Here is a 12,633-nt window from a genome sequence, read left to right on the forward strand (position 1 = left end):
AGATCATCATGTGTATTTAATAATACATTTCTCGGCTCGCCACAAAGCTTCTGATCCGTATGGATATCTCTGAGTTTCTCCAAAAGTGTCATTGGATTATTTTACAACAAAGCTATCTTCGACTTAATTTTTTTTACCATGTAATAACTAATCACAAACATACCTGAAAATAACACAAAGACTACAATTTGTAATGTCACTCCATATTGGTATGCCAATATAGCAAGAACCCCGAATAACAGTTGAACTGTCGCATACAACAATGACACCTGCCAGTGCGGGAGTTTCAGATCATTACTCAGGTACTGATATAAATGACTCCGGTGAGCCTGCATAAGATTATCTCCCCGTCTCCAGCGATAATAAATTGTAATAACGGAATCTGCATAAAAAGTAGATAAGAACATAATTAAACATAGAAAAACTTCAACTGATGTTGACAACCTGACCACAAAAGACGCAAACACAAAACCCAAAAAAATACTCCCCACATCCCCCATAAACACTCTTGCCCTGGGGAAATTAAAAGGCAGGAAACCAATGCAACCTGCTGCAATAACAGTACTCATCAGAAAAACATCCCTGGAATTTAATATAAACCAGGAAAAAAAGGCCATCAGACCGAAACCAACCAAACCGGTTAATCCGGCAATCCCGTTAATCCCGTCCATAAAGTTATAGAAATTGGTCGTGGCAGTTATGAATATCAGCCAGAACAGGAATAGAGCAATTGTCAGCGAAGTGGATGGAAGTCCAGAGAATAGATATATGGTAAATGCTGAAATGACGAACTGACTAAAGAGGCGTATTTTGGAGGAGAGAGTAAAACGGTCTTCAAGAAAGCCAAGAAGTCCGGCTATAATTAGAATTGCAGAAAAATATATGTCTCTTGTAACAAGTATGCCAACTATTACTAACGCGATCCATATCCCTATTCCACCTCCACGCGGTGTGGGAATAGAATGAGAACTGCGCTCATTGGGAACATCTAATGCAGCAATTATGAAACTATTTTTTGATATAACTGCAGAAATGATTGCACTGATAAGAAAGGAACCTATAATACTTACAGTCGTTAACACTTCGGGGGCCTTGAACTATTCTTGTACCACTTAACTGTCTCGCGTATCCCTTCTTCCACAGTAAACGGCGGCCTCCAGCCAAGTACCTTCCTTACCTTACGGCTATCTATGCGAAGAGAGCCAGTAAGCCGTTCTATCTCCGCCCCTTTACCCATAAGCCTGCCTACAGTTTTTAAAAACATTTCCGGCAGCGGGATCAATCTCGCCTTTTTATTCATTGCCCCTGCAATCATCCTGAACAGATCCGGTGTGGAGATATCCTCTCCGTCACTCACCAGAAATGTCTCTCCTGCAGCATCAGGGTGGGTAATACAGGTCTCAATGACATCCACGAGATTGCCTGCAAAGATCAGGCTTCTGCTATTATTTACAAGCGCCAGTGGCAATGGAATATCTCTGCTTACCCAGTTTAAGAGCCTTAAGAAATTCCCCCCTACGCCCGGCCCGTAAATCAGCGGTGGACGTATAATGACCACCTCAATACCATGCTTTATAGCAAGGCCCTGCAATATCTGTTCTGCCTCCCATTTGGAGCGGGCGTATGCGTCAGTAGGACTAACCGGAGAGACCTCTGAATACTGGTACCCCTCAGTCCTCTCCCCATTCACCTTGATAGTACTTAGATAAATGATCCTTCGAACACCCGACTTCACCGCCATGTCAAATAATCGAGCGGCTCCCAGGGTATTTACCCTCCTGTACTCATCCAGTGGATTCGTGGAGGTCTCATGCATCACATGGACCCTTGCGGCAAGATAGACAACTGTGTCAACGTTGTCCAATGCCCCGGCCCAATCGGTTTCAGGTCCAATATCATCTATCATCCGGTAATTCATTTTTCCGGGAAGCATGCCGATTTTTTCAGGTGATCGAACCGTCCCTGAAACGTGATATCCCTTTTCAACCAGACTGTGGCAGAGCATTTTCCCGACAAACCCTGTTGCCCCGGTTACAAATACACTGCTTGTAGTATTCAACTTCAACATAGATTAGAACATATATTAGAACATTTATAGACATATGGGGTCGGACCACGCTAACCCATTAAATTATATTAATAAAAATGATTATTCTGTGCCATTTTCCACCTTAGATATTCATTTTGGACCTGAAAAACATCCATTTAAGAAGTGACAAATGGGTAGGTTATAGCTTTGCCAAGACTTAAATAATATTTCGTTTCAGGAGATATATTGTACATCACTCTAAAGTATCACATAAATTCCTTATGGCCTTGTTAGTGAGGCAAATAATGGCATTCTAAGGGGGTAAAATGAATACTTAAGGAGAGTTATTCCCTTATGAAACAACGGGATCATGCGGTCCGACCCCAGTGCCCAGTCAGCAGTGCCCAGTGCCAGACCCTTTGCGGGCAAACCCCAATAAATCTGCTGACATCTCTTTCATAATATTCTTACGTGTAAACTTATCAATGAACTTCTTCCTGCTTTCCAGATCAACGATACCGGAATACCTTTCATATTTGGCGCTGAAATCATCAATATCGCATGGCCGGAAGATGAGACTGTCAGGAAGGTGCTCCTCTAAAAATTCTTTTGCATAGCCATCAACACCTGCAATAATAGGCTTATACATTGCAGCATACTCAAATATTTTAGAAGGGAGGACTTTTTTGAAGGCCTCATAATTATTTAATTGAAGAAAAAGAATGTCACTTTCTCTGTAATAAGCCATCAACTCTTGTCTGTTAATTGGCGCCAGAAGCTTTACGTTAGGCAAATGGGCTGTGCCCTCTTTTAAGACACCTATCCTCCCTCCATCGCCTATAATCCGAATTTCAATATTCTTGTATCTCTCGGCTATACGTGGAACGATCTTCTCGAGGCCCTGCCCCTCTCCAATATTGCCAGTATAGGTCAGGACGACTTTTCCGTTTGATGAAGAACATGGCATGTCACAGTACGGGAGCAAAAATTCATCATCAATCCCGTTTGTAAAAAAAGAATACTCCTTCCGGTATCTCTCCTGAAAATAGGGGGCGAACCCTTTTGAAACCAGGTTTATCCTGCCTGCGCTTTTCATGGTAAACTTCTCAAAAAGACGAAATAGAGGGATTGCAGATTTTATCCTTGAATTCCCCAATACCGATTGAAGTGTATCAGTAAAAATATCTCTCATGTCGAGATATAACGGCGCTCCTTTCCATCTTGAGATCACCGCCCCCAGAAATCCACTGAAGAGCCTGCTGGAGGTTGCAAATACCACATCATACTCCCTCCCTCTAACCTCTCTTAATGCATTTATAAAGTACGATGCAAAGGATCCGACCTGATCATAAAAACCACTGCTGTGAGATGGGATTTTAATCCTCCTTATTGTAATATTCCCATCTACTTCAAAACTCTTTGTCTCCGTCCTGAAAGACTTGTAACGATTAGGAAAGGTGGTGATCACATCAATAGAATCCTGCCGGGTCAGGTTGTCCTGCAGCGCTTTTACAAAGGCAGTTGTTCTAAATGAACCCGCACATAAGTCGGGACTGTAATAAAAAGAAATGACAAGAATCTTCATTTAGTCAGCCAGGCACATATTGTAAGCATCAGTTCCATCTGAATTCCACTTCACTGCAATTTCCCTTCAACACTATCTCAAGGCAACGATTCGGAAGAGAAAGACCAAACTCAGGATGATAGGTACCTGCAACAACAATTTGCCTTCCTCCCTGTACCTGCCATTGAAGCTCTTCCCCGCCGGGCAACTGCAAACTCCCTGTTTCGGGTTCGCTCCCCTCCACTACAACAACATCGGGATGGAAATGAAATCGTGCAACAGCTTCTGTAAAGTTCCCCTCTATACTGTCCCGCACCAGCAATTTCTTTTCATCGAGACTCCACTTCCTGCGGTGCACCGGACGGCCGCTCAGGCGTGTATAACCATCATGCGCACAGCTAACAGTCACTGCACCATGCTCCTGCCTGATCGAATAATCGGAAGGTCTTGCGCGCCTCGCAACGCGGAAACTGCCCCATACCTCGGATGAGTCCTCACCATTCACCTGTACAGTATTGTGTGCCAGCGTTCCACGCTCGAATAAGCGTTCGTCAGTCATATCGTAACACGATGTACCCGTGTCAACAATCACACGCTGTTCATACAGCGACATCTCGAAGCTAAGCGAATCGGCATGAGCATGCCCAGGCAGATAATCCGGGCCTATATTGCCGACATCGGCTATCAGCACCGCAGGCCCTTTCTGCAATCTAACATAGCCGGACTCTGTCAACTCATTCACAGCTGCTTTCGGGCTGGTATCAAATGCAATGCACAATGCCGTTGCCCCTGCCTCCAAATCTGAGAGGCACGGCGCTATGCCGAAGGCCGCATCATTAAACAACGCAATCTCTTCATCCGGGTGAGTCATGACCGCCAACCAGTGAAGCATGCGGGGGATAGTCTCCCGCCAGGACTCAACATCCTCCGGCGGCAGGACATCCGGATAGATCAGCGCAATTTGTGCAAGATCAAGAAGGTCAGCCAGGACAATGGCGTGATACATAGGGCTGCGCTCGAAGTGGCCGGCATCCGCCAGGATCTGCTCCTGCAGTTCACGTTTCAGCAGCTTCATTCCGGTAGTCAACCATCCTTCAGCCTCCAGTCCCTCGAAGAACAGGCCCGCAAACACAAGAGCCTTTGCATTGGCCAAAAGATGATTGCCGAGCAAGTGGTACTCTAATCGTCGGGACAACCAGCGCGCCTGCGATGAAAGACTCTGCCGGCATTCAGACGGGAGGAGATTTCCTGCCAGGTCCCATTTGACCCAGTTCACAATGCGGAGGGACGTCGGGTAGGGCTCCCACCCAGTGCCTCGGCCCGGAGGATTTTCCTGAACCCAGCGCAGCATCAGGTCCTGATGCCATGAACTGCGGGCCTCTGCATCCGCTGCCGTCAGATCATCAAAATAGTGAAGGTTGTAGCGCCAGAGCTTACTAAGCTTAGGGTTATCCCAATCATCAGCATTTACAAGCTCGTGCTCTTGATTAATGAATCGAAACAACCGGGGAGAGAGGAGAGATTGTTCTCGTCGAACAGGTAGAAATGACTCACCAGAAGGTAAGCGCGACAGCGGAGCTGGTGAGAGATCCACTGAGGGACTATAAAGCCTGAACCAGATCCGCCCATAGATTTGCACAGGACGCAGGTATCGGATTGTGTGGAATAACCTGGACAATTTCTGCCATCTGACCACCAACCCCTGACTATTCCGCCAACTCAATTGTCACCCGACTGACCTCCATCAGCTCATCATATGGAATCGGAGAGGGTTTGCCGTTTTGAATAGCCTCAACAAATGAGGCGGTGCATGCCTTCTGCCCTTTATCCTGTTTCCAGAGATTCATCTTGCTGAACTTCGGCCAGCCAAAGCCGCTGAGCCTTCTGAAATTATCGAGCTGCAGTACCCTGCCGGCAGCAAAGACCTCGAGCCGCTCCTTGGGAAATGATTTGCTTCCGTTGGCAAAGTAGTGAATTGTTCCTATAGACCCATCCTGAAAATAGAGCTGTAAACTGACAGTATCACCTGTCGCAACATCCATTTTAGTCTTCGAGTAGTCTTTAATAGACGAGGCTGCAAGATATCTAAGCAGATCAATAAAGTGACAAGCCTCACCAACTATGCGCCCGCCTCCAACAGCCTGGTCCTGGGTCCAATGATCAGGGGGAATAGCGCCCGCATTAACGGTCATTACAAACGACTTCGGTCCTTTCACTCCAGCAAGCAGCTCTTTCATCTTCTGCACATGAGGTGCAAAGCGGCGATTGAAGCCAACCATGAGTAAAGGCGGTGAGGAGTTAGGAGTGAGGAGTGAGGAGTAAACTTCTTGAATCTCTTTCAATTCATCCAGAATTAATGCAAGGGGTTTTTCCACAAAGACATTCTTGCCTGCTTTAAGAGCTTTTATTACAAACCTTGCATGACTGTCATGACGCGTGGTGATAACTACGGTGGTTGCCTCCGGATCAGCGAAAATAGTCTCAGTGTCTGTAGTTGTAACCTCAAAGCCGAACTTTTTCCCGGCATGTACACCACTAACCCCTGCATTTGAAGCCACAGAGCGCAAACGCACACCGGTTTCCTTAAAAGCCGGCATGAGAACCGCAGTCGCATAATTACCAGCACCAATAAATGAAACCACCGGCGTTCCCGGCGAAGACTGACTTTCCTTCCCCGGTCTCAGCGACACAGACCTCTGACTATCTGCCGCCGGGTCATATTTCAGCAAAATCCCCAGTGAAGGTTCTGAGCCTCCCACGATTTCATAAGCCTTTTTCGCATCATCAATGGTGAACCGGTGCGAAATCAATGGCTTCACATCAAGCCGATTCGCAGCGATCATATCCAGGACCGCCTCAAAGTTGCGCTGCTCCGTCCAACGTACATAACCGATTGGATAGTCCTGTCCCTTCTCCTCATAATTCACATCATAGCGTCCCGGACCATAAGAGGATGAGACCTGAAACGTCAGCTCTTTCTTGAAAAAGTCATCCCGTGACAACTCAAGCCCAGTCACCCCCACCAGAACTATCCGCCCTCGCTTGCGGCACATCAAGGCCGCCTGGTGTATAGGCTCGCTGCTCTTCGTAGCAGCGGTCACGATTACTGCATCAACCCCGCGTCCCCGTGAGAACGCCTCTGCCGCTGAGACCGGGTCCTGCCCGGCAGAAAGGTCCACAACCTCAGCGCCGAACTGCCGTGCCAGCTCTAACTTTTGCGTATCGAAATCGAGACCCAAGACCCGGCAGCCATGCGCCCGCAACAACTGCACCGTCATCAGTCCGATCAAACCCAAACCGGTAACTACCACCGCCTCACCCAGGGTCGGCTGCACCAGCCGAATACCCTGCAAGGCAATAGCGCCAATCACAGTAAAAGCCGCCTCATCATCAGAGACATTATCAGGAACCTTTGCACACAGGTTAAAAGGAACACTAACAATCTCAGCATGTTTCCCATTGGAAGCCACCCTATCACCTTCTTTGAACCAACTCCTCGCTCCTAACTCCTCACTCCTAATTACTACTCCAACATTGCAATACCCAAGCGGCAGCGGCTGGTCAAGCTTATTACGCACCGCTTCAATAGTCGGCATGAGTCCATCCGTCTTGATCTTGTCCAGCACCATACGCACCTTATCAGGCTGTTGGCGGGCCTTTTCGATGGGACCAGCCTTGCCGAACTCAACGAGCATACGTTCTGTACCGGCGGAAATAAGCGAGCTGGTGGTTCGGATCAGCAACTGCCCGCGCCCGGCGCTCGGGCAGGGCACTTCGGCCACCTCGGTGACTCCGGTTTTGAGATTCTGAAGAATTTGTTTCATTATGCACGCTCAAGCGTCATAGCCTGGATCTCGGACTGGGCAATTAGCAACGATTTCTTGCTAAAGCAAAGAGCCATTACAGGGTTTAGGATTATTTGAAATGAATACCCTTATTTGTCATAAGGTTTCCAGATAGTGAGGCCTTCAATAATCTGGTAATGGTTGATATTGCAGGTTACTAACTTAAGATTATTACTTATCGCTGTCGCAGCTATAATGCTATCAATAGGATTCGTTGAATACTTCCGCCTTAACTCTCCCGCTTTTTCAGCTATTGCAAAAGTTACATCAACAGTCTTAAAAAGCGACAATAACTTCTCAATCTTTATTCGTTTAATCTCTTCTGAAGCACTTTTGCCTGATAAAAGTTCCATAACTGTAAGCGCTGATATCATTCCTCTGATGCTTTTCTCATCAAAGAGTGTTAAAAATATCTTCGCCTTTGTAAATCCCCTAAGGTGATCAATTAAGATATCAGTATCAAGAACTACGGTCTCAATTGATTCCAAGTTCTTTCATCCTTGTTTCGCTCTCATCTCTAAGTCTTTCAACATAGTCATCACTATCAATCCATATGCCAAAAGATTCCTCTATTATATTATCTTCTTCCCTTTCTTCAATAATCACATAAATATCTACATTACCATCCAACCTTATATCATCAAGCAATCTGATAGCTCCATCAACGTATTTACCTTTAACAATCTTTTTCACTTTTACCTTGCCTCTTTGTTACACTCGTATTTTAATTATATTCTGAAACATGTATTTGTTCAATGCAAATTTGGTTTTAAATGACACGGCCTGTCTCCTAACGGGCAAGCGCTGTCTCACCGCTCTGGCGCGGAAAAAAGCATTGGCCACATCCGGATTAAACGGTTGAGAAGAATGTTTCTCAGTCAGGTGCTCAACCGTCCAGTCCGCCGGCAACTGCCCTTGCACGCTTAAGCGTCATAGCCTGGATCTCGGACTGGGCAATTAGCGACGATTTTTTGCTATAGGGATCTATGGAGGTCTTCAATAGATCATTATGACTACAATCTATTCCGTGCTATGAAGGACAAGGTAAGCATCTATATATTCAGCGAACTTTCTGAAATCATCCAACTGATTGTGCAGCACATGATAGACTTTCTTAATATCTACTGCTGCATACTCATGTATCAGAATATTTCTAAATCCGGCCATCCCTCTGATAGTTTGTGAGAATTCTGAGGGGATAACTTCCCTTTCTCCCAGCTTGTCAATAACGTCTACATAGTCCTCAAAGGTTTTTATCTATCATCCTTTTCCGTAGGTTCCATTCTTCAAACGCTTTGATAGATATTGATGCTGCGTATCCAGAAGTCTTTTCACATCGTTATATTTTGCGATAGTTTCGACGTGAAAATTAATCCTCTTAGCTTCAGACCTTATTAGGATAACCCTCCCATAGCGGATTACCTGAAACTTAAGAAATGGAGGGGCATCATTCAGAATAGTAAGATCAATACGGTTTGAACGAAGGTCCTTCATAAGAATTGAAAGAAGCTCTGCATGATAGCCATAAGGACCTTCTTCGACAGATATATTTTCATCAAGTAGTACAGCTATATCCACATCACTGTAAGGACGAGAAGTCCCTTTTGCACTGGAACCATAAAGATATGCCAACACAATCTCTTTTCTGGGCAGAAGAAGAGATTGTATTTCTTTAATAAGGTCTTTCCCTTTTTCTATGCCGGACATCAGTTAATACCTCAGTTCAGTACTCCAAATTTTAGAGGATTCAAGTCCCGGAGTCAAATAATTGTTCCACATTTACCACGCGCAAGACTGACAAAGATATACTTATTTCACTACGAAGATTGCGGAAAAACGGATGGCCAAATAATCTCTCCAAATTAAGCAGCTATCACTTCCATATTCGTAATCTGCGGCTTTGGCATCTTCATTGTAACAACAAAAACAGGTATTCCTTTCTCTTTATTTTCTTTCAAAACCTTGTAATTTTCATCGTATGTCTCTTTATCATCTTCAGGAAGTATTACAAGTATGGCCCCTTTAGGAATTCTATCAAGCACATCCGGATGTTCAAAAACATATTTCATCCATTCAGCATGAAGGTCTAAATTTTTCCTGATAATTTCATCTTTGGTCATCACTAATCTCCTTTACTGAAGCCTTCAAAGTATTTCTTCCAGTTCGTTTTCAAGTCAATTGTATGCCCCTGACCTCATCCTTTATGTCCCCTTTATGTCCCCTTAAAATGTAGTAAGTCCCTTTACCTATAGTTCCAATTTGTTCCAGGATCTCTTTCTCTACTAAATCCATCATATCTCTGCTTGCGGTTTTTTTTGTAGTGTTAACAAGCTCCTGGTATTCCTTATTGCTAATCTTCCTTTTTTCCTTAACATAAGTTATAGCCCTAATCTGCCGTTCATTCAGTCCCATGTCTATTAAATTCGACTCAGTATAAATGTCTTTATGAAAATAAACTGAAAACCCAGCCATTTCCTCCTTAAAGTCAGGCTCAGGCAAACTGGCTTCTTTCATCCATTCCATCATACGCACAGTGCCACTCCCATAGTGCTCAATGTAACCGGCAAGATAGAAGACCCTGGCAATAAGAGGGTTTCGGACATAGGATTTGTGAGGCATTCTCAACTCATCAACAGTTATTCCTTCAGGAAGTCCTCCTGGATTAGATATCCAGATGCGGTCGTCGTAAACCTTTATCAAAATGAAATTGGCTATATTGAAATAGTCCCGGTGAATAAGGGCATTTAAAACCGCTTCACGAAGAGCAGGGATCGGATAATCCCATATATCTTCTCTCTCGATCCCCGTTATTTCATATCGAACGCTTATAAAAGTGCTTTATGGTAGCAGAAGGCAGCGATGTTTTTATAAAAAGAGTCATTAAGTATCTCTTTAAACTCAATGGATTCAGTTTCACCGCCTGTTAAAATAGCTTTAAGCTCTTTTGCATTCATATGTAAATACATTCCACGAGTTCTGCTTCATGTCCCAATACCTGCGCCAAGTTACAGCGCCCCTTTCTCTACCCGGCTCGGATAATTAATCAACACCGCCCGGTACTTGCCCTTAAAAACAAACAGGCTGCCCGCGGCAGCCCCAATGATCCCGAACTTTTCGATTAGCCCACGAATATCATCCATAGAACCAGCCCCTCCCAGCGCCGTCAAAGGCAGACTGATGGCCTCCCGCACCCGCGCAAGCAAATCAAGGTCATATCCCTTCATTTCACCATCCCGGTCAATGGAATTCACCACCACCTCTCCAGCCCCCATCTCCTCTGCCTTCCGGGCAAATGTCACCGGATCAAGGCCTGTTTCCCGAGTGCCGTTGTGCGTAAACAACTGATAGCGCCGCAGCAGGCCGGATTTTTTGACATCCATCACCACCACAACGCTCTGGCTGCCCACCCTGGCCGACACCTCCGCGATAAGCTGCGGCGTTTTAATCGCCGCTGCGCTGATTGCCACCTTTTCCACGCCAAGCCTGATGATCTTTTGCACCTGCCCGGCCGTCCTGACACCGCCACCGTAGCATAAAGGCATGCGGCACTCAGCAGCAAGGTTTTTGATCATAGAGTAGTCAGGTTCCCGGTTTTGTATAGTAGCATCAATATCAACCACGATAAGCTCATCAACTTCCTTTTCATTAAAAATACGGACGGCATTAATCGGATCGCCCACATACTTAGGGCTGCCGAACTGAACCGTTTTGACCAGGCCGCCGTTTTTAACCAATAGACAGGGTATTATTCTGGGACGCAACATATTTAATAAGTGAGGAGTGAGGAGTAAGGAGATATAAACAAAGATGATGTATTTTACTCCTAACTATTCACTCCTGACTTTATTCACATTTCCGCAAAGTTTTTCAACAGCTGAATCCCCCACTGATGGCTCTTCTCAGGATGAAACTGGACACCATAGATATTCCCGGCCCGCACCGCCGAGGCAAAGTGACCGTTGTAGTCTGTAGTAGCCAACACATTTTCCGGATTGCCCGGCGCAAAGTAATAGGAGTGCAGAAAGTAGAACCGGGGGGCCGTCATGCCTTTGAACAGACATTCCGTATCACGCGGGATCACGTCATTCCATCCCATGTGAGGCAGGTGGGTCTTCTGGCTGAAGCCTGTCTCGTCAAAGCGCTTCACTTCCGCATCAAGCCAGCCAAGCCCATCCAACACACCCTCATCGCTTCTCCTGGCCATCATCTGCATGCCCACGCAAATCCCTAAAACCGGTTTGCCCTTGCTGACTACCAAATCATCAAGAACATCCCTCATGCCAGATTCGTTCAAGCGAGACATCGCCCAGTCAAATGCCCCGACACCGGGCAGTATAATCTTTTCTGCAGGGCGTAACTCTTCAGGAGTTGCAGCAATCGAAGCATCAATATTCAAACGTTTATAGATGTTGGCAAACGCATTGATATTGCCAAGACCATAATCAACAATAGAAATCATCACCGTTCGTTTCTTCTCTCTTACTCCTAACTCCTTACTCCTAAACTCCTAACTAACTTAGTCACCGCTTCCCCCCAAGTTCCAGCCCAGCAAACTTCATCAATCTAGAACCCACCGCATAAATACTCTCCTGAGACTTATAATCTTTATAAGATTTATTAGGCCCATCCATATATCCCTGCAATTCCTCTACAGATATTCCAAGCTTTGTTGCCACATACTCAAAGTCCTGAGATATAGTATCTTCATCATAAGGAAGTTTTGATAACCTTTCCAGGGCCTCTTCTCTCGTCATTTGATTGGTCAGTATCAGACTGGAGAACTGCACTTTCCTTGTGTCATACCCGAACTTCCTGGGAAGCCAGTAGCCTTCATAAAACTTAGTGAATCTTGATTCAAAATGTTTTTGAGGGTATGGCTGCCAGCCAAAGTTATCTACCAATAGCTGCATAGCCTCTGCTTTCATGTAAGGAATGTAATTAAGAGGCGTCACTACTCGTATGTTTTTCATATACCTCAAATATACTTTGTGTCTAACTATGTTTGTTATAGGGAAATTTACGAGAGGCCGTGTCCCGAATTTACTATGTATATCCCGTAACTGTATAGAGTCAGACTGATAATACATCCATTCAATGGGATTCCTAACACACTCCGTTGAATAATTGGCTCCAGTCAATATGTATTTGACTTTATATTTCTCTGCAAAATTATACATCGTAGCAAAAAATGCGTG

At 45.2% G+C, this 12,633-nt stretch carries 14 protein-coding genes; all 14 read right to left on the reverse strand.

Features of this window, described 5'->3' with window-relative positions; translation table 11 throughout:
• Nucleotides 1–101: 101 nt before the first annotated feature.
• Nucleotides 102–1,082 (reverse strand): glycosyltransferase family 4 protein, encoded by a 981-nt coding sequence (locus IT392_11175; protein MCC6545039.1) that lies wholly within the window; start codon nt 1,080–1,082, stop codon nt 102–104.
• Entirely contained in the window at nt 1,076–2,068 is a 993-nt protein-coding gene (locus tag IT392_11180; GenBank protein MCC6545040.1) for an SDR family oxidoreductase, read from the reverse strand. The genes IT392_11175 and IT392_11180 overlap by 7 nt, the downstream gene beginning before the upstream one ends.
• Nucleotides 2,069–2,423: 355 nt before the next feature.
• Nucleotides 2,424–3,614: a glycosyltransferase family 4 protein gene (locus IT392_11185; GenBank protein MCC6545041.1), complete on the reverse strand. Its 1,191-nt coding sequence runs from the start codon at nt 3,612–3,614 to the stop codon at nt 2,424–2,426.
• 28 nt (nt 3,615–3,642) lie between these two features.
• Entirely contained in the window at nt 3,643–5,289 is a 1,647-nt protein-coding gene (locus IT392_11190) for an alginate lyase family protein (GenBank protein ID MCC6545042.1), read from the reverse strand.
• A 10-nt stretch (nt 5,290–5,299) separates the two neighbouring features.
• Nucleotides 5,300–7,417 carry a bi-domain-containing oxidoreductase gene (locus IT392_11195; GenBank protein MCC6545043.1) on the reverse strand — a complete coding sequence of 706 codons (2,118 nt, stop codon included), beginning with the start codon at nt 7,415–7,417 and terminating at the stop codon, nt 5,300–5,302.
• A gap of 110 nt (nt 7,418–7,527) precedes the next feature.
• Complete coding sequence (locus tag IT392_11200) at nt 7,528–7,926, reverse strand: type II toxin-antitoxin system VapC family toxin (GenBank protein MCC6545044.1); 399 nt, start codon at nt 7,924–7,926, stop codon at nt 7,528–7,530.
• Nucleotides 7,913–8,131 carry a DUF104 domain-containing protein gene (locus tag IT392_11205; protein ID MCC6545045.1) on the reverse strand — a complete coding sequence of 73 codons (219 nt, stop codon included), beginning with the start codon at nt 8,129–8,131 and terminating at the stop codon, nt 7,913–7,915. The genes IT392_11200 and IT392_11205 overlap by 14 nt, the downstream gene beginning before the upstream one ends.
• Before the next feature lie 327 nt (nt 8,132–8,458).
• Nucleotides 8,459–8,695 carry a DUF86 domain-containing protein gene (locus IT392_11210; protein MCC6545046.1) on the reverse strand — a complete coding sequence of 79 codons (237 nt, stop codon included), beginning with the start codon at nt 8,693–8,695 and terminating at the stop codon, nt 8,459–8,461.
• 3 nt (nt 8,696–8,698) lie between these two features.
• On the reverse strand, nt 8,699–9,145 hold the full coding sequence (locus IT392_11215; protein MCC6545047.1) for a nucleotidyltransferase domain-containing protein: 447 nt from the start codon (nt 9,143–9,145) through the stop codon (nt 8,699–8,701).
• Nucleotides 9,146–9,300: 155 nt separating this feature from the next.
• Entirely contained in the window at nt 9,301–9,558 is a 258-nt protein-coding gene (locus tag IT392_11220) for a hypothetical protein (protein ID MCC6545048.1), read from the reverse strand.
• A 49-nt stretch (nt 9,559–9,607) separates the two neighbouring features.
• Nucleotides 9,608–10,267 carry a hypothetical protein gene (locus tag IT392_11225; GenBank protein ID MCC6545049.1) on the reverse strand — a complete coding sequence of 220 codons (660 nt, stop codon included), beginning with the start codon at nt 10,265–10,267 and terminating at the stop codon, nt 9,608–9,610.
• A 176-nt stretch (nt 10,268–10,443) separates the two neighbouring features.
• Nucleotides 10,444–11,202, reverse strand: a complete 759-nt coding sequence (gene hisF / locus IT392_11230; GenBank protein MCC6545050.1) for an imidazole glycerol phosphate synthase subunit HisF — start codon at nt 11,200–11,202, stop codon at nt 10,444–10,446.
• Nucleotides 11,203–11,285: 83 nt separating this feature from the next.
• Nucleotides 11,286–11,897, reverse strand: a complete 612-nt coding sequence (gene hisH / locus IT392_11235; protein MCC6545051.1) for an imidazole glycerol phosphate synthase subunit HisH — start codon at nt 11,895–11,897, stop codon at nt 11,286–11,288.
• A gap of 61 nt (nt 11,898–11,958) precedes the next feature.
• Nucleotides 11,959–12,633, reverse strand: a 675-nt coding sequence (locus IT392_11240; GenBank protein MCC6545052.1) for an LPS biosynthesis protein, incomplete at its 5' end; no start/stop codon positions are given.

It is taken from the genome of Nitrospirota bacterium, from assembly GCA_020846775.1.
GTDB lineage: Bacteria > Nitrospirota > 9FT-COMBO-42-15 > HDB-SIOI813 > HDB-SIOI813 > RBG-16-43-11.

Excerpts from the sequence above, each read along its gene's own strand:
- hisF (MCC6545050.1), bottom strand. The coding sequence starts at position 11,202 with ATGTTGCGTCCCAGAATAATACCCTGTCTATTGGTTAAAAACGGCGGC.
- IT392_11215 (MCC6545047.1), bottom strand. The coding sequence starts at position 9,145 with ATGTCCGGCATAGAAAAAGGGAAAGACCTTATTAAAGAAATACAATCT.
- hisH (MCC6545051.1), bottom strand. The coding sequence starts at position 11,897 with ATGATTTCTATTGTTGATTATGGTCTTGGCAATATCAATGCGTTTGCC.
- IT392_11220 (MCC6545048.1), bottom strand. The coding sequence starts at position 9,558 with ATGACCAAAGATGAAATTATCAGGAAAAATTTAGACCTTCATGCTGAA.
- IT392_11195 (MCC6545043.1), bottom strand. The coding sequence starts at position 7,417 with ATGAAACAAATTCTTCAGAATCTCAAAACCGGAGTCACCGAGGTGGCC.
- IT392_11180 (MCC6545040.1), bottom strand. The coding sequence starts at position 2,068 with ATGTTGAAGTTGAATACTACAAGCAGTGTATTTGTAACCGGGGCAACA.
- IT392_11185 (MCC6545041.1), bottom strand. The coding sequence starts at position 3,614 with ATGAAGATTCTTGTCATTTCTTTTTATTACAGTCCCGACTTATGTGCG.